Source organism: Bradyrhizobium sp. WSM4874 (assembly GCF_055811835.1).
The window spans coordinates 39,283-56,542 of record NZ_JBVVPR010000029.1; the positions used below are offsets into that span (position 1 = coordinate 39,283).

The 17,260-nt window shown below is 64.8% G+C and carries 15 protein-coding genes; 12 read left to right on the forward strand and 3 right to left on the reverse strand.

Translation table 11 applies throughout. The annotated features are described in order from the left end of the window. Positions 1-77 precede the first annotated feature (77 nt). The 4 genes from AC0L3P_RS26080 to AC0L3P_RS26095 all read left to right on the forward strand — a co-directional run bounded on the left by AC0L3P_RS26080 (position 78) and on the right by AC0L3P_RS26095 (position 5,261). Positions 78-1,628, forward strand: coding sequence for an ABC transporter substrate-binding protein (locus AC0L3P_RS26080; protein ID WP_473306270.1), 1,551 nt, complete (start codon positions 78-80; stop codon positions 1,626-1,628). 203 nt (positions 1,629-1,831) lie between these two features. Next, positions 1,832-2,803 carry an ABC transporter permease gene (locus AC0L3P_RS26085; protein WP_473306273.1) on the forward strand — a complete coding sequence of 324 codons (972 nt, stop codon included), beginning with the start codon at positions 1,832-1,834 and terminating at the stop codon, positions 2,801-2,803. Beyond that, positions 2,800-3,639, forward strand: coding sequence for an ABC transporter permease (locus AC0L3P_RS26090; RefSeq protein WP_473306275.1), 840 nt, complete (start codon positions 2,800-2,802; stop codon positions 3,637-3,639). The genes AC0L3P_RS26085 and AC0L3P_RS26090 overlap by 4 nt, the downstream gene beginning before the upstream one ends. Before the next feature lie 2 nt (positions 3,640-3,641). After that, on the forward strand, positions 3,642-5,261 hold the full coding sequence (locus AC0L3P_RS26095) for an ABC transporter ATP-binding protein (RefSeq protein WP_473306277.1): 1,620 nt from the start codon (positions 3,642-3,644) through the stop codon (positions 5,259-5,261). A 15-nt stretch (positions 5,262-5,276) separates the two neighbouring features. Here the strand turns inward: AC0L3P_RS26095 and AC0L3P_RS26100 are convergent, their stop codons facing one another. After that, the gene (locus tag AC0L3P_RS26100; RefSeq protein WP_354063643.1) at positions 5,277-5,546 is read right to left on the reverse strand and encodes a hypothetical protein; all 270 of its coding nucleotides are present in this window, start codon (positions 5,544-5,546) and stop codon (positions 5,277-5,279) included. 347 nt (positions 5,547-5,893) lie between these two features. On the opposite strand from AC0L3P_RS26100, the gene AC0L3P_RS26105 reads away from it, so the two are divergent. Both AC0L3P_RS26105 and AC0L3P_RS26110 read left to right on the forward strand, forming a co-directional pair. Further along, on the forward strand, positions 5,894-6,058 hold the full coding sequence (locus AC0L3P_RS26105; protein ID WP_275170726.1) for a hypothetical protein: 165 nt from the start codon (positions 5,894-5,896) through the stop codon (positions 6,056-6,058). Next, positions 6,055-6,264 (forward strand): hypothetical protein, encoded by a 210-nt coding sequence (locus tag AC0L3P_RS26110; protein ID WP_473306281.1) that lies wholly within the window; start codon positions 6,055-6,057, stop codon positions 6,262-6,264. Before AC0L3P_RS26105 ends, AC0L3P_RS26110 begins: the two co-directional genes overlap by 4 nt. Positions 6,265-6,390: 126 nt before the next feature. Here the strand turns inward: AC0L3P_RS26110 and AC0L3P_RS26115 are convergent, their stop codons facing one another. Next, entirely contained in the window at positions 6,391-6,678 is a 288-nt protein-coding gene (locus AC0L3P_RS26115; RefSeq protein WP_275170725.1) for a hypothetical protein, read from the reverse strand. A gap of 121 nt (positions 6,679-6,799) precedes the next feature. Beyond that, the gene (locus AC0L3P_RS26120) at positions 6,800-7,147 is read right to left on the reverse strand and encodes a hypothetical protein (RefSeq protein ID WP_473306283.1); all 348 of its coding nucleotides are present in this window, start codon (positions 7,145-7,147) and stop codon (positions 6,800-6,802) included. Positions 7,148-7,280: 133 nt separating this feature from the next. Between AC0L3P_RS26120 and AC0L3P_RS26125 the strand changes: the two genes are divergently transcribed. From AC0L3P_RS26125 to AC0L3P_RS26150, 6 genes are all read left to right on the forward strand, one after another. Continuing rightward, positions 7,281-7,601 (forward strand): hypothetical protein, encoded by a 321-nt coding sequence (locus AC0L3P_RS26125; protein WP_275170721.1) that lies wholly within the window; start codon positions 7,281-7,283, stop codon positions 7,599-7,601. Between the two features lie 223 nt (positions 7,602-7,824). After that, positions 7,825-8,550, forward strand: coding sequence for an outer membrane protein (locus AC0L3P_RS26130; protein ID WP_275170719.1), 726 nt, complete (start codon positions 7,825-7,827; stop codon positions 8,548-8,550). A gap of 165 nt (positions 8,551-8,715) precedes the next feature. Next, the gene (locus AC0L3P_RS26135; protein ID WP_275170718.1) at positions 8,716-10,869 is read left to right on the forward strand and encodes a methyl-accepting chemotaxis protein; all 2,154 of its coding nucleotides are present in this window, start codon (positions 8,716-8,718) and stop codon (positions 10,867-10,869) included. Between the two features lie 95 nt (positions 10,870-10,964). Further along, positions 10,965-12,026: an MBL fold metallo-hydrolase gene (locus AC0L3P_RS26140; RefSeq protein WP_473306288.1), complete on the forward strand. Its 1,062-nt coding sequence runs from the start codon at positions 10,965-10,967 to the stop codon at positions 12,024-12,026. 201 nt (positions 12,027-12,227) lie between these two features. Continuing rightward, complete coding sequence (hemA, locus tag AC0L3P_RS26145) at positions 12,228-13,457, forward strand: 5-aminolevulinate synthase (RefSeq protein ID WP_018458160.1); 1,230 nt, start codon at positions 12,228-12,230, stop codon at positions 13,455-13,457. Between the two features lie 289 nt (positions 13,458-13,746). Beyond that, the gene (locus AC0L3P_RS26150; protein ID WP_473306291.1) at positions 13,747-17,256 is read left to right on the forward strand and encodes a PAS domain-containing hybrid sensor histidine kinase/response regulator; all 3,510 of its coding nucleotides are present in this window, start codon (positions 13,747-13,749) and stop codon (positions 17,254-17,256) included. The last annotated feature ends 4 nt before the right edge of the window (positions 17,257-17,260 follow it).

Below are 17,260 nucleotides of genomic sequence, written 5' to 3' on the forward strand. Positions count from 1 at the left end.
GGGATGGGCTGGTCATAGCTTTGCGCGCCACGACGTGCGAAGCGTCTGCGGCTGGTCTCGCTTGAGAAAGATACGACATGTCAAAACGAGTGTTGCTTGGCGTCCTCCTGGCTTGCGGCCTCACGGCCCCGGCGCTGGCGCAAGAGCCGAAAGCGGGTGGAGCGATCAATGCCGTGATTCAGCCCGAGCCGCCCGGCCTGATGCTGGCGATGGTCCAGAACGGCCCGGTGCAGATGGTGTCGGGCAACATTTTCGAAGGCCTGCTTCGCTACAGCCCCAAGCTCGAACCACAGCCGGAGCTCGCCGAGAGCTGGAGCGTCAGCGAGGACGCAAAAACCTACACATTCAAGCTCAGGAAGGGCGTGACCTGGCACGACGGCAAGCCCTTCACCGCCGCCGACGTGCTGTTCTCGCTCGAGATGCTGAAGCAGACGCATGCGCGCGCTCGCAACAACCTCGCGCAGGTCGACAAGGTCGAGGCGCCCGACGATTACACGGTGGTCTTCACGCTGAAGCAGCCGTTCGGTCCGTTCCTCGGCATCTTCGAGGTCGGCTCGATGCCGATGGTGCCCAAGCATCTCTATGAAGGCACCGACTGGAAGACCAATCCCTACAACAACGCCCCTGTCGGCACCGGCCCCTTTATGTTCAAGGAATGGCAGAAGGGCTCTTTCATCCGCCTGGTCAAGAACCCGAACTATTACGAGAAGGGCAAGCCCTATCTCGACGAGATCTACTGGCAGATCATTCCCGATGCCGCGGCCCGCTCGGTGGCATATGAGACCGGCAAGGTCGATGTGCTGCCCGGCGGCTCGGTCGAGAATTTCGACGTGCCGCGGCTCTCCAAGCTGAAGGACACCTGCGTCACCGGCGCCGGCTGGGAGTTCTTCTCGCCGCTGGCCTGGCTGTGGCTCAACAACCGCCAGGGTCCGCTCGCCGACAAGCGGGTGCGGCAGGCGGTCATGTTTGCGATCGACCGCGACTTCGCCAAGGACGTGATCTGGAACGGGCTCGGCAAGGTCGCGACCGGCCCGTCCGCATCGACCATCAAGTACTACACCGCCGACGTGCCGAAATACCCTTACGATCCCGCCAAGGCCAAGGCGCTGTTGAAGGAAGCCGGCTACAAGGGCGAGAAGATCCGCCTTCTGCCGCTCGCCTATGGCGAGACCTGGCAGCGCTGGGGTGAAGCCGTGAAGCAGAACCTCCAGGACGTCGGCATGAACATCGAGACCATCGCCACCGACGTCGCCGGCGGCAACCAGAAGATCGGCGACTGGGACTACGACATCGCTTTCACCTATCTCTACCAGTACGGCGATCCCGCACTCGGCGTCGGCCGCAACTACGTCTCCAGCGCCATCGCCAAGGGCCAGGTGTTCAATAATGTCGAGGGTTACTCCAACCCGGAAATCGACAAGCTGTTCGCCGAGGGTGCGGTGGCGACGCCCGATTCCAAGCGCAAGGAGATCTACGAGAAGGCGCAGAAAATCCTGGTCGAGGACGTGCCGGTGGCCTGGATGCTCGAGCTGCAATTCCCGACCATCATGCGCTGCAAGGTCAAGAACCTGATCACCACCGGGATCGGGGTGAATGACGGCTTCAAGGACGCATGGCTCGACAAGTGAGGGCGCGCCTTCCTTCACCTCTCCCCGCTTGCAGGGAGAGGTCGACGCGCTCGCAGAGCGCGGCGGGTGAGGGGGTACAGATCCATCGGCATTCTCGCGCGTGGAAAGAGGCCCCTCACCCCAACCCTCTCCCCGCAAGAGCGGGGCGAGGGAGCACACTGCCTCGGTGGATTCAGGTCACGCTACAAGATATGACCCTCTAGATGCTCTCTTTCGTCGCTCAGCGTATCATGAAGGGCGTGATCGTCCTGCTTGCGATCGTCGTCCTCAATTTCTTCCTGATCCGGCTCGCGCCCGGCGATCCCGCGGTCGTCATGGCGGGCGAGGCCGGCGCCAGCGACCAGATCTTCGTCCAGCAGCTCCGGGAGAAGTTCGGCCTGGACAAGCCGCTGCCCGAGCAGCTCTTCGTCTACGTCAAGGGCGTCGTGACGCTCGACCTCGGCTTCTCTTTCCGCCAGCAGGCGCCGGTGTCGAAGCTGATCCTGGAACGGCTGCCGGCGACGCTTCTACTCACGCTGACGGCGTTCGCGATCTCACTGGTGCTCGGCATCCTGTTCGGCACCTTCGCGGCGCGCTTCGCGGGGACCTGGCTCGACACCGCCATCACGATCTTCGCGCTGATCTTCTACGCCATGCCGATCTTCTGGGTGGCGCTGATGGGCATCCTGTTGTTCTCGGTCACTGTCGATTGGCTGCCGAGCTTCGGCTATGAGACGGTCGGCGCCAACCTCTCCGGCCCTGCCCATGTGGTCGACGTCGCAAGGCACCTGATCATGCCGGCGATGACGCTCGGCCTGTTCTTCATGGCGACCTACACCCGCATGACGCGCGCCTCGATGCTGGAGGTGAAGCGTCTCGACTTCGTCAAGACCGCGCGCGCCAAAGGCCTGTCCGATGCCGTAATCCAGCGTCGCCACGTCCTGCGCAACGCGCTGCTGCCCGTCGTGACGCTCGCCGGCGTCCACTCCGGCACCCTGATCGGCGGCGCCGTCATCACCGAGACCGTGTTCGCCTGGCCCGGCATCGGACGCCTGATGTACGACGCCCTGCTCCAGCGCGACTACAATCTGCTGCTCGGCGTCTTCGTGATCTGTTCCGCCATGGTCCTGACCTTCAACCTTATCACCGACCTGGTCTATCGCCTGGTCGACCCGCGCATCGAATTCACCACATGAAACAGTTCTGGAAATCGATGCTGAGGAGCCCGAGCGGCGTCATCGGGCTCATCATCCTGCTACTTGCGATCTCGGTCGCCCTGTTCGGTCCGATGCTGTTCCCGAACTCGCCCTGGCGCATGGTGCAGCGGCCGTTCCTGCCGCCGTTCACGCTCGCAACCGTACCCCTCGGCACCGACGCGCTCGGCCGCGACGTGTTCGCCGGCATGATCTTTGGCGCACGCGTCTCGCTGCTCGTCGGCATGGTCTCCACCCTGGTGGCGCTGGTCGTGGGCGTGCCGATCGGCGCCATGGCCGGCTATTTCGGCGGCAGGGTCGACGACGCGCTGATGCGCTTCACCGAGTTCTTCCAGACCATTCCGAGCTTTGCGCTCGCGATCGTGCTGGTCGCGATCCTGCAGCCCTCGATCTATTCGATCGTCGCCTCGATCGCGTTGGTGAGCTGGCCGCCGGTCGCGCGCCTCGTCCGTGGCGAGGTCCTGTCGCTGCGCACGCGGGAGTACGTTCAGGCCGCGGTGGTCACGGGCCAGAGCAACACCTGGATCATCCTGCGCGAAATCCTGCCGAATACGCTGTCGCCGGTGATCGTGCTGGCCTCGCTGATGGTCGCGACCGCGATCCTGCTGGAGTCCTCGCTGGCGTTCCTCGGCCTCGGCGATCCCAATCTGATCTCCTGGGGCTACATGGTCGGCGCCGGCCGCACCGTGATCCGCCAGGCCTGGTGGATCACCGTGTTTCCCGGGGTCGCGATCCTGATTTTGGTGCTCGGGCTCAATTTGATCGGCGAAGGCCTCAACGACGCGCTCAATCCGCGACTGTCGCGGGAGGGCCGCTGATCATGACCGCACCGCCCGCCGTCTCCATCAAGAATCTGCGGATCGCATTGCCCAAGGGCGCGGAACGGCCGTACGCGGTCGACGGCGTCTCGCTCGATTTGCGGCCCGGCAAGATCGTCTGCGTCGTCGGCGAATCCGGCTCCGGCAAGTCGATGTGCGCGCATGCGCTGATGGGACTGTTGCCCGACACGGTCACCGTCACCTCCGGCGAGATCCAGTTCGAAGGCCGCGACCTGCTGAAACTCGACGACGACGGCTGGCGCGATCTGCGCGGCCGCCGGTTCGCGATGATCTTTCAGGAGCCGATGACCGCGCTCAATCCGTTGATGCGGATCGGCGATCAGATGGCGGAGATGTTCGAGGCGCACGGCCTGCTCACGCCGAAGGAGCGGCGCGCCAAGGCGCTGTCGCTGGCGCGCGAGGTCGGCCTCCCCGACCCCGAGCGCATCGTGCGCGCCTATCCGCACCAGCTCTCCGGCGGCCAGCGCCAGCGCGCCATGATCGCGATGGCGCTTGCGCTCGAACCGGCGGTGCTGGTCGCGGACGAGCCGACCACCGCGCTCGACGTCACCACGCAAGCGCAGATCCTGAAACTGATCCGCAACCTCCAGCGCAATCGAAACATGGCGGTGATGTTCATCACCCATGATTTCGGCGTGGTCGCCGACATCGCTGACCAGGTCGTGGTGTTGCGCCATGGCAAGGTGGTCGAGGAAGGCGCCGCCTCGGCCGTCTTCAACGCGCCGCAGCACGACTACACCAAGGCGCTGCTCGCCGCCGTGCCCTCGATGGATCCGCCCGCCCGCAGCCCCCTCGACGACCAGGCCAAGGCGGTCGAGGTGATCGGACTGGACAAGACCTACGTCACCTCGGGCGGCTGGTTTCGCGAGGACCGCCGCGTCGATGCCGCGCGCGAAGTCAACTTCACGATTCTCAAGGGCGAGACGCTCGGCCTGGTCGGCGAATCCGGTTCCGGCAAATCGTCGGTGGCCCGGCTGGTGATGCGGCTGATCGAGGCCGACCGCGGCACCGTGCGGATCGGCGAGACCGATCTCACAAAGCTCTCGGGCAAGGCGCTACGCGCCGAGCGCCATCGCATCCAGATGATTTTCCAGGATCCGTTCGCTTCGCTCAATCCGCGCCGCAAGGTCGGTCATATCATCGCCGACGGCCCGATCGCGGCCGGCACCGATCCGAAAGTCGCGTTGGACCGTGCTCGCGATCTCCTCAAGATGGTCGGGCTCGATGCCGGCGCGCTCGAGCGCTATCCGCATGAATTCTCCGGCGGCCAGCGCCAGCGCATCGGCATCGCGCGCGCGCTCGCGCTCGAGCCCGAGATCATCGTCGCGGACGAGGCCGTCTCCGCACTCGACGTCTCAGTGCAGGCGCAGGTGCTGAGGTTGCTCGAAGACCTCAAGGCTCGTCTCGGCCTCTCGATGCTGTTCATCACCCACGATCTGCGGGTTGCGGCGCAAATCTGCGACCGCATCGCCGTGATGCAGCGCGGCGCCATCGTCGAGCTGAAGCCCACCGCGCAGCTGTTCTCCGCGCCCGAGCATGCCTATACGCGCGAGCTACTCGCGGCGGTGCCGGGGCAGAGAGAGCGCGCACCGGCGGCGTAGGTCACCCGATCGCGGCTACTTCGTTCGAGGATTTGTGTTGTTCCAGGTGGGGACTGAGTTTGTTACGCCGACGGAGGGCTGGTTGGAGGTTCCGACTGACGGCGCTGTCACGGTCCCGACAGTCTGCCCGGAACTTCCAATAGTCCCTTGCTGTACCGGTGCTCCGGAGCGTCCGCTCGTGCCGCTTGGTGTCTTTGTCCCCGACGTTTGAGCGTTTACAGCGAGTGGCGCTGCGGCCAGTCCGAGAGCGATAAGTGCGGCAGTGGAGCGTTTCGTTGTTGTCATGGCTGATCCTTTCGGGCGCGGTCCTTCAATCGCAATGCCGCTTGTCAGGCGCCCGTGCACTGAGTGACCTTACAACTCGATGCGCGAGAAAATGTGCCGCAATGCCATCACGCCGCCGGGCTCAACACTTCATCACGATGCTGCGAAGCGGATCTGGCCGACCACCGGATGCGCCGTAAGCCGGCGTATCGCTGAAGGTATCGCGCTCCACCTCAGGAACGGAATACTCACGGGCTTTTTATCCCTCGTGACCGCCCGCGGGGCTGCAAAGCCGAAGCCGGCACCCCACATCCGCATGGAATGATTCCCATCATGTGATGATGGACCGAGGATCTATTGGAGCCGACATGGGCCAGATTATTCAGTTTGTCTCGAAATCCGAGCGCGAGCGCATTCGCCTCATCCAGGAAGCGCGCGCGATCTACGACAGCATCTTCCCGCCGGCTGATCCGGTGAGCGAACGATCGGGCGGAGCCTCTGCGCATCGCAGCGACGGAGGCAACCTCGCGTGATCAAGATCATCGCCGTGCTCTGCAACCTCGCCTCTCCAGCGAACTGTCATGAGCAAACCGTCACCACATCCGACTTCGCCGACGTCTCGATGCAATCGTGCCTGATGGGTGCGCCGCAGCTCGCCGAATGGATGAACCAGCATCCAGCCGAGCGCCTCGCCGGATGGCGCTGCGTGATCGGCCAACAGGCCGACCGGGGAATTTAGGATCGCGCGCGCACTGTCCCTGAACGATCCGAAATGCCTGGTCACCACCATGACCATTGCCGGTCGCGCTCTATCTTCTCTCCGGTCTTGCGACCGGCACAGCATTGGCACGCAGTACAGGCGCGCCTACCTGACGGGCGGGTTGGTGTTGCTCCAGGTCGGGACTGCGTTGGTCACGCCGACCGACGGCCAATTATACGCGCCTATCGATGGCGCCGTGACCGTCCCGACCGACTGTCCAGACGACCCGTAGGCTCTGGGCTGCGCTGCCAATGATCCTGCGCTTCCATAGCTCGGAGCCACCACGCCGGTGCTGTAAGATCGGTTTGACCGGTGCTTTTTGGCTTCAGCCGCGAACGGCGCGGCAAGCAGCCCGATGGTGACCAGGGCGGCAACGGCGGATTTGATGCTCATGACAGATCCCTTCATTCTGCGGCCCCCTTGGCATCTGTTCATTCAACGGCGGATTTCCATAGGCACCCGTTCATAACTCCGTGCGCGGGCGAAGGTGCCGCGGAGCGGTCGCACGGCATGATCAGCGCCGCCGCGGACGACAGGCTTTGCGGTTGTGGCGCTCCTTGACGGTCGCGACCGAGTGCATCAGCTCCTTGAAAGCCGCGATGGCCTTGTCGTCGCCGAGTGCGCTGTCACCGAGCGCTTCCAGATGCTCAATGACCACGAGCAGCGCATCCGCGACCTGGCCGATCTGCTTGCCGTAACTGCCGACATCCGACAGCAGGTCCTTCTCGACGTCGGGCGCCGAGGATTGGCCCACCGTGATGTTCACGAGACCGAACTGGCCGCTGGCCGGACTGAAGAACGACGTGATCGGGTTGATGGATTGCACGACGTCCCCCGACAGAGGCAGCTTGAACACCGGCATGCGGTTATCCTTTCCTGGCTGAGCCCGGCGGGCGCGAGACTAGCACGCCCGCCCGCTACGCGTGCCTCGCCTTCGGATGGACCCGAATCAGCTCTAATGCATTCACCTCATCGACTTCGCGTATTGAGGCGACATGACCGGTCCCGAACTGAAGCAACTCCGCAACGATCTCTCGGATGTCCTCGACCGCAAGCTCACCGCGGCCGACATGGCCCGGCTTTGCGGATTGCCGGAGAAGGGCGGCGCCGACACCATCCGGCGCTGGGAAGTGAGCGGCCCGACACCGTCCGCGACCAAGGTGCTGCGCGTGCTCGCGATGGCGAGCGAGCGCTATCCGATCCTGGAGAAGTTCGACGTCTTCGATCGTCATGACGTTCGCGAGGAAGATCGGCCCGCAAAGCGCGCTGCATTCCGCGAACAGATGCGCGATGAGGCGCGGCGCCGTCTTGGTTAATGGGATGCGCGCGCAAGTTACCCTGATAGCGCCGAGTTAAGCCTTCCTTCACCACTTCTTAAGCCGACATTAAGCACGAAAATCATTTACAGCCCAATAAGTTAGGTTGGCTGCCGCTGTGCCACGGATGTGACAGCATTTTCGTCAAAAGCGAGCTATCTGCAAAACCAACGACGGCGCGGAAAGCGCGCCTGCCGGGGACCTAAGTGCTGGAGTTTGGACGATGAAGAAGATTCTGTTTGCGACCGTCGCGCTGCTCGTGGTGGGCGCTGCCGCGCCGGCGGTCGGTGCCGATCTCGGTAACCGCAACTACTACAAGACGCCCGCGCCCGCCTATGCCGCGCCGATCTACAACTGGACCGGCTTCTATATCGGCGGCCATGTCGGCGGCGCGTTCTCCAGCGACAACAATTTCAGCGGCCTCTCCACCGGCAATAACGGCAACGGCCGTTTCCTCGGCGGCCTGCAGGCCGGTGCGGACTGGCAGTTCAACCCGAACTTCGTGGTCGGCGTCGAAGGCCAGTATTCCTGGCTCTCCGGCAGCGTCGGCGCGGTGTTCCCGGGCGGCGTCGCCTACACCAACGACCAGCGCGGTCTCGGCTCGATCACCGGCCGCGTCGGCTACACCTGGGGTCCGGGCCTGCTCTACGTGAAGGGCGGCTACGCCTATTCGGACAACAACGAGAAGGTGACCGTCGGCGGCGTGCCGACCGGCTTCATCATCAGCGGTGACCACCGCAACGGCTACACCGTCGGCGCCGGCCTCGAATACATGTTCGCGCCGAACTGGTCGGCCAAGGCCGAGTACCAGTACTACAATTTCGGCGACGCGCACTTCACCGCGGGCCCGCTGGCGGGAACCGGCAACTTCACCACCGACGACCACACCATCAAGGCGGGCGTCAACTACCGCTTCAACTGGGCCAACTCGGCGGTTGCGCGCTACTGAACGGTTACCAAGACCTTATCGTGATGGAAGGGCCGGCATCGTTGCCGGCCCTTCTTTTTTCGCTGTGCGGAACGTCCCCAACCGATTGAGCAACTTGCGATTTTTTAACCTGCCCCGAGGATACTCCGCGGCGAAAACATAAAGATCACGCGTGGGGGAATTTCGATGGCGATCCGTCTGGGCCTTGGCCGTCTGCTTGGTCGTATCCGGCCTCGTTTCAAAATGCCGACATGGGGCGTGCGCGGCAGCCTGTTCACGGCTTTCGCAGTCATCGCGGGCATGGGCCTCGTGATTGCAGCCGGCGCCGGCTTCGTCTTCAACCATCTCGGCAGCACCATGATGGACCTGAGCGGCCGCGACATCCCGCGCCTTTCCGCCAGCCTTCAACTCGCATCGCAAAGCGCAACGCTCGCGGCGCAGGGGCCGGGCCTCCTGGCGTCGCCGTCCGATGAGGCGCTGAACGAACGTACCAAGAAGGTGCAGGAGATCCAGCAACTCGCCATGGCCAAGCTCGGCGAAATCATCGAGCTCGGCGCCGACAAGCAGATCGCAACCGCGTTGCGCGACACCGCCAAGAGCATCGACGAGGCGACCCAGAGCCTGGTGTCGGCCGCGCGCGAGCGGCTCGATACCGGCGCGCTGCATGACAAGCAATATGAAGCACTCCGCAAGGCGCAGCTCACATTCGTCGGTGCGGCCGGTCCTGCCATGCTGGATGCGCAAACGCGCCTGAACGCGATCCTCGGCGCGGCGGAAGTTTCCGCCGACGATGCCACCGAAGCCGCCCGCACAGTCTCCCAGGTCGCGACCATCTCCGCCAACGGCAATCTGATGGCCGCCGACATGATGGCTGCGCTGTCGGCCAACAACAGCGATACGCTGGAGGCGATCGAGAAGGAGTTCAAGGCGACGCGCGACCGCGTCAAGTCTAACCTCGAGGACCTGCCGAACATGGCCTCGATGCAAGCGGTGCGCGACACCGTGCAAAAGCTGTTCGCCTTCGGTGAGGGCAAGACGGGCGTGTTCAAGATCCGCCAGAAGGAGCTCGACGCCATCGACTACGGCCAGACCATCCTGGACGAGACCCGCAAGCTCAATGTCGGCCTCGGCATCAGCGTGCAGCAGCTGGTCGAGGGTGTGCAGAAGGAGACCAACGCGTCGACCTTCCAGGCGCGGCATGAGATCTCGCTCGCGACCACCGCGATGCTGGCGCTCGGCGCACTGATGCTGGTCGGCTCGGCGCTGTTCGTCTGGCTCTATGTCGGCCGCAACATCCTGCGTCGCATTCGCGAGCTTCAACGCGCCATGCAGTTGCTCTCGGCAGGCGACCTCGACACCGAGATCGTCCGCTCCCGGCAGAACGACGAGATCGGCGCGATGAAGGAAACGCTGACGGTGTTCCGCGACAGCATGATCGAAGCCCGGGCGCTTGCGAGCGAGCAGGACAGGGATCGCGTTGCCAAGGCCGAGCGTGCGGCGCAGATGGAGGCGAAGATTGCAGACTTCGAGGGCGCGGTCCGCTCCGCACTCGACAATCTCGCGCAGTCAGCCAATTCGATGCAATCGACCGCGCAGAGCATGTCGAACACGGCAGACCAGTCCAATGCGCTGGTGAACGCAGTTGCATCCGCAGCCGAAGAGACCTCGGTCAACGTGCAGACCGTGTCGTCAGGCACCGAGCAGCTCTCGTCCTCGATCGAGGAGATCAGCAAGCAGGTCGTCACCTCGGCCGCGATCGCCAGGAAGGCGGTCGACGAAGCCGGCGCGACTGACGCCACGGTGCAGAGCCTCGCCGACAGCGCGAGCCGCATCAGCGTGGTGGTCGACCTGATCCAGACCATCGCCTCGCAGACCAATCTGCTCGCGCTCAACGCCACCATCGAGGCCGCGCGCGCGGGCGAAGCCGGTCGCGGCTTCGCGGTGGTCGCCTCCGAGGTGAAGAGCCTCGCGAGCCAGACCGCCAAGGCGACGGAGGAGATCCGCAGCCAGATCGCCAGCATGCAATCAGTGACGACTTCGGCGGTCGGCGCCATCCAGGGCATCGGCCGTATCATCGGCGAGATCAACGACGTCACCACGACGATCGCCGCCGCGGTCGAGGAACAGGGCGCGGCGACACGCGAGATCGCCCGCAACATCCAGCACGCAGCCGGCGGCACCAGCGAGGTCTCCAGCAACATCGTCGGCGTCTCCACGGCTTCGGCGGAAGCCGGCGCGGCGGCGAACGAAGTGCTCGGCGCCTCCGACGCGCTCCGCCGCGAAGCCGACATGCTGCGCGGAGAGATCGACGCGTTCCTCAACAACATGCGGGCAGCGTAAGCCGCCGTTCCGTAACCCGGAATGACCGCTATGCGGGCCCCGCCAGCGTTCTTTTTCGGCTGGCGTGGCGGGAGAGGTGGGTTTAAGCCGGTAGCATGAACGCAAAGACCGACACCGTGCAGTCCTCCGCCGACGCCCTGCGCTATCCCTGGGAACAGCATCCCGGCCCCGAAGAGGTCGTCGAGGTGAAGCCCGGCGTGTTGTGGGCGCGGCTGAAGCTGCCGTTCCGCCTCAACCATGTGAACATCTATCTGCTCGCCGACGGCGATGGCTATGCCATGATCGATGCCGGCTTCGGCAATGAGGAGACGATCGAAGCCTGGACGAAGCTGTTCGACGGGCCGCTGAAGGGTGTCAACATCACGCGCCTGATCGTGACCCATTCCCATCCCGATCATGTCGGTCTGGCCGGGTGGATCGTCGAGCGGTTCAACTGCCCGCTGGTGATGTCGCAGGTCGAATATCTGCAATCGGTCTATCACCAGAACCGCGGCACCGAGGAGCGGCAGGAGGCGCAGCGGCTGTTCTTCCGCCGCCACGGCATGGACGAGTCGCTCACCGAAAAACTGCTCGGCCGCGGCCAGGACTATCTCAAGCGCGTCTCGGTGCTGCCGCCGTCCTACCGCCGCATCTCGCATGGCGAGGACGTCGTGATTGGCACGCGCCGCTTCAAGGTGATCACCGGCGGCGGTCACGCGCTCGACCAGGTGATGCTGTATTGCGCCGACGACAAGCTGTTCCTCTCGGCCGACCAGGTACTGAGCAAGATCTCGCCGAACGTCAGCGTGTGGGCGGTCGAACCCGACCAGAACTCGCTCGGCGAATATCTGGCCTCGCTCGCCAGCCTCACCACGACTCTCCCCTATGACGTGCTGGTACTGCCGGGCCACGGCGTGCCGTTCTACGGGCTGAAGACCCGCATCAAGCAGCTCGCCGATCACCACGAGGAGCGCTGCCGCCTGATCGCGGAAGCCTGCCGCAAGGTACCGCAGACCTCGCGCGCATTGGTGCCCGTGGTGTTCAACAAGCACGTGCTGGACGAACACCAGATGGGTTTCGCCGCCGGCGAACTGGTCGCCCATATCAACTACATGATCGTCGAGGGCCGGCTGACGGCGGAGATGAAAGACGGCGTGCTTCAGTTCAGGACGACCTGAGCGCCGACTTCACTTCAGCGGATGGTGCAGAGCAACATCGCATCTCGCGCGAACTTGATCCGGATCAAGTTTCAAATCGCACGATAGGGCATTTTGCCCAAATGCCCCGCAGGTCCAAATGTGGGATAGCGCATAGACATTGGAACTGGAATAGCTCTAAGGATATGCGGGTCTTTGGTCGGTTCCGCTGCAGGTTTGACGATGGATTACGCCCAGTTCTTCAATTCCGCCCTTGATCGTCTCCACACCGAGCGGCGCTACCGCGTGTTCGCCGATCTCGAGCGCATTGCCGGCCGGTTCCCGCATGCGCTCTGGCACTCGCCCAAGGGCAAGCGCGACGTCGTGATCTGGTGCTCCAACGATTATCTCGGCATGGGCCAGCACCCGAAGGTGGTGGGCGCGATGGTCGAGACCGCGACCCGCGTCGGCACCGGCGCAGGCGGCACCCGCAACATCGCCGGCACGCATCATCCGCTCGTGCAGCTCGAGGCCGAGCTCGCCGATCTCCACGGCAAGGAAGCCTCGCTGCTCTTCACGTCCGGCTACGTCTCGAACCAGACCGGCATCGCGACCATCGCGAAACTCATTCCGAACTGCCTGATCCTGTCCGACGAGCTCAACCACAATTCGATGATCGAGGGCATCCGCCAGTCCGGCTGCGAGCGGGTCGTGTTCCGCCACAACGACCTCGCCGATCTCGAAGCGCTGTTGAAGGCTGCGGGCCCGAGCCGGCCCAAGCTGATCGCCTGCGAGAGCCTTTATTCGATGGACGGCGACATCGCCCCGCTCGCCAAGATCTGCGACCTCGCCGAGAAGTACGGCGCGATGACCTATGTCGACGAGGTCCACGCCGTCGGCATGTACGGCCCGCGCGGCGGCGGCATCGCCGAGCGCGATGGCGTGATGCATCGCATCGACATTCTCGAAGGCACGCTCGCCAAGGCGTTCGGCTGCCTCGGCGGCTACATCGCCGCCAACGGCCAGATCATCGACGCCGTGCGCTCCTACGCGCCGGGCTTCATCTTCACCACCGCGCTGCCGCCGGCGATCTGCTCGGCCGCGACCGCCGCCATCAAGCATCTCAAGACCTCGAGCTGGGAGCGCGAGCGTCACCAGGACCGCGCCGCCCGGGTCAAGGCGATCCTCAACGCCGCCGGCCTGCCGGTGATGTCGAGCGACACCCACATCGTCCCGTTGTTCATCGGCGATGCCGAGAAGTGCAAGCAGGCCTCCGACCTCCTGCTCGAACAGCACGGCATCTACATCCAGCCGATCAACTATCCGACGGTCGCCAAGGGCTCCGAACGCCTGCGCATCACGCCGTCGCCCTATCACGACGACGGCCTGATCGATCAGCTCGCCGAAGCCCTGCTGCAAGTGTGGGACCGCCTCGGTCTGCCGCTCCGCGAGAAGTCGTTGGCGGCGGAGTAGCTCCGGGTCCTCCTCGACTAGCGCGCAATTGCGCACGGGAGCCAGGACCATTACCCCGAATATGAATTGTTGCGGCTCCCTGGAGCCACTTGGGTGCCCATCACCATGTTCTGTGGTTGTGGGTCCTGGCTTTCGCCAGGACGACGTTGGTCGCACCGCTTAACGACAACCCCAGTTCCCGCACCCGCACGACATTTCGCTGTCGCCTGCGACGGTCCAACGCGCTAGATTTACAGGGAAAATGAGATCGGGCGCGGCCAGCGCGCGCCCCGGGAGAAGCACGCTCGCCATGCTGCACGATTGGGGCGTGATCGCCGCCGCCTTCGGCTATATCGGCTTTCTGTTCCTGGTGGCGAGCCATGGCGACCGCCGCTCGCCGGCTGGGCGCGGCCGCGCCTCGGGGCTGATCTATCCGCTGTCGCTGGCGATCTACTGCACTTCCTGGACCTTCTTCGGCTCGGTCGGCTTCGCCACTCGCACCTCCACCGACTTCCTCGCGATCTATGTCGGCCCGATCCTGATGATCGGGTTAGGGGCCGGCGTTCTCCGCCGCGTGATCCAGCTCGCCAAGGCCCACAACATCACCTCGATCGCCGACTTCATCGGCGCGCGCTACGGCAAGAGCCAGGCGGTGGCGGCAACCGTCGCGCTGATCGCGATCATCGGCTCGGTGCCCTACATCGCGCTGCAGCTCAAGGCGGTCGCCTCCTCGCTCGAAACCATTCTGAGCGAAGACCAGGCCTTCTCCCACATCCCGATCGTGGGCGACGTGGCGCTGATGGTGACGCTGGCGATGGCGGCCTTCGCGGTGCTGTTCGGCACGCGACAGACGGACGCCACCGAGCACCAGCACGGCCTGATGCTGGCGGTCGCGACCGAATCCATCATCAAGCTGGTCGCCTTCCTCGCCGCGGGCATCTTCGTCACGTTCTGGATGTTCTCGCCGCACGAGCTGATCGAGCGCGCGATGAAGACACCGGAGGCGGTCCGCGCCATCAACTATTCGCCCTCGATCGGTAACTTCCTGACAATGACGCTGCTGTCGCTATGCGCGATCATGCTGCTGCCGCGCCAGTTCCACGTCAGCGTGGTGGAGAATTCCTCGGACGCCGAGGTCGGCCGCGCGCGCTGGCTGTTCCCGCTCTATCTCGTCGCCATCAATCTGTTCGTGATCCCGATCGCGCTCGCCGGCCTCGTCAGCTTCCCGTTCGGCGCCGCCGATCCGGATATGTACGTGCTAGCGCTGCCGATGGAGGGCGGCGCGGATCTGCTCAGCGTCGCCGTCTTCGTCGGCGGCCTGTCGGCGGCGACCGCGATGGTAATCGTCGAATGCGTCGCGCTCTCCATCATGGTCTCGAACGATCTCGTGGTGCCCCTGGTGCTGCAACGACGGCCCGAAGGGCGAACCGGCGGCGCCGATTTCAGCGACTTCCTGTTGCGCTCGCGCCGGCTCGCGATCTTCGCCATCATGGTGATGGCCTATTTCTACTACCGCGCGCTCGGCAACACCCAGCTCGCGGCGATCGGCCTGCTCTCTTTTGCCGCCATCGCCCAGCTTGCACCAAGCTTCTTCGGTGGACTGCTGTGGCGGCGCGCGACCGCGCGCGGCGCGATCGGCGGCATGCTGGTCGGGTTCGCGGTGTGGCTCTACACGCTGTTCATCCCGAGCTTCATGGACACTTCGACGGCGGGCATCCTGCTGCTCCAGCACGGCCCGTTCGGAATCGAGGCGCTGCGGCCGCAGGCGCTGTTCGGCGCCGATTTGCCGCCGCTGATGCACGGGGTCGTCTGGTCGCTGTCGCTCAACATTCTCACCTACGTGCTGCTGTCGCTGGCGCGCCGGCCGTCGTCGATCGAGCTGGTGCAGGCCGATCTGTTCGTCCCCAACACGCTGGCGCCGATCTCCCCGAACTTCCGCCGCTGGCGCACCACCGTCACGGTGCAGGACATCCAGACCACGGTGGCGCAATATCTCGGCCCTGACCGCGCGCGGCATTCGTTCGAGGCATTCTCCGCGCGACGCAATGTGCGGCTGGAGTCCGGGGCGCCCGCCGATTTCGAGCTGCTGCAGCATGCCGAGCACCTGATCGCCTCCTCGATCGGTGCGGCTTCCTCGCGTCTCGTGATGTCGCTGCTGCTGCGCAAACGGACGGTGTCCGCGAAGGCTGCGCTCAAGCTGCTCGACGATTCCCATGCGGCGCTGCATTTCAACCGCGAGATCCTCCAGACCGCGCTCAACCATGTGCGCCAGGGCATCGCGGTGTTCGATGCCGATCTGCAACTGATCTGCTCCAACCGGCAGTTCGGCGATCTCCTCAACGTTCCCCCGCATTTCATCCAGTTCGGCACGCCCTTGCGCGAAATCCTGGAATTCATGGGCGTGAGCGAGCCGGCCGATCCGACCGAGCGCGAGGCCATGCTGGAGCGCCGGCTGGTGGCTTACACCACCGACGGCGAGCCTTATCTCGAGCGCCTGCCCGACCGCCACATGGTGATCGAGATCTTGACTAACCGCATGCCCGGCGGCGGATTCGTCATCACCTTCACCGACGTCACGCCCAGTTTCGAGGCGGCCGAAGCGCTGGAGCGCGCCAATGCGACGCTGGAAAAACGGGTGCGCGACCGCACCGAGGAGCTGACCCGGCTGAATTCCGAGCTGGCACTGGCCAAGAGCGCGGCCGAAGACGCCAGCATCTCCAAGACGCGCTTTCTCGCCGCCGCCAGCCACGACATTCTCCAGCCGCTGAACGCGGCGCGGCTCTATGTCACGAGCCTGGTCGAGCGCCAGCACAGCGGCGAGGAGACGCGACTGGTCGAGAACATCGACGAATCGCTTCAGGCGATCGAGGAGATCCTCGGCGCGCTGCTCGACATCTCCAGGCTCGACGCCGGCGCGATGACGACCTCGATCTCGAGCTTCAAGATGGCCGATCTGATGCGCTCGCTGGAGATCGAGTTCGCGCCGATCGCACGCGCCAAGAATCTGGCGCTCGTCTTCGTGCCGTGCTCGCTGCCCGTCGAATCGGATCGTCTCCTGCTGCGGCGGCTGCTGCAGAACCTGATCTCCAACGCGATCAAGTATACCCCGCGCGGACGCGTGCTGGTCGGTTGCCGCCGCCGCGGCGCCTCGCTCAAGATCTGCGTCTACGACACCGGCGTCGGCATCCCGACGGTCAAGCGCGGCGAGATCTTCAAGGAATTCCACCGCCTTGAGCAGGGCGCGCGGATCGCCCGCGGCCTCGGCCTTGGCCTGTCGATCGTCGAGCGGCTGGCGCGCGTGCTCAAGCACGGCATCGCCATCGATTCCAATGTCGGCGGCGGCTCGGTGTTTTCCGTGACGGTGCCGACGGCCAAGGCGATCACCCACACCGCGGCCGTGACCAGTGCGACGCCGCTCGCACGCACCTCGATCTCGGGGACCCTGATCGTCTGCATCGAGAACGATGCCGCGATCCTCGACGGCATGCGCACGCTGCTGAAGGCGTGGGACGCCGAAGTGATCGCGGTAGCCGATCCCGAGGGCGCGATCGCCGCGATCGAAACTGCCGGCCGCCGCGTGACCGGCCTGCTGGTCGACTACCATCTCGACCGCGGCAACGGCATCGCCGCGATCCGCGACATCCGCCGCCGCTTCGGTGACGGCATCCCCGCGATCCTGATCACTGCCGACCGCAGCCCCGCCGTGCAAATGGCTGCGCGCGACGAAAAGGTCGCGGTGCTCAACAAGCCGGTCAAGCCGGCTTCGCTCCGCGCCCTGCTCGGCCAGTGGCGCACGCAGCAGATGGTGGCGGCGGAGTAGCGGG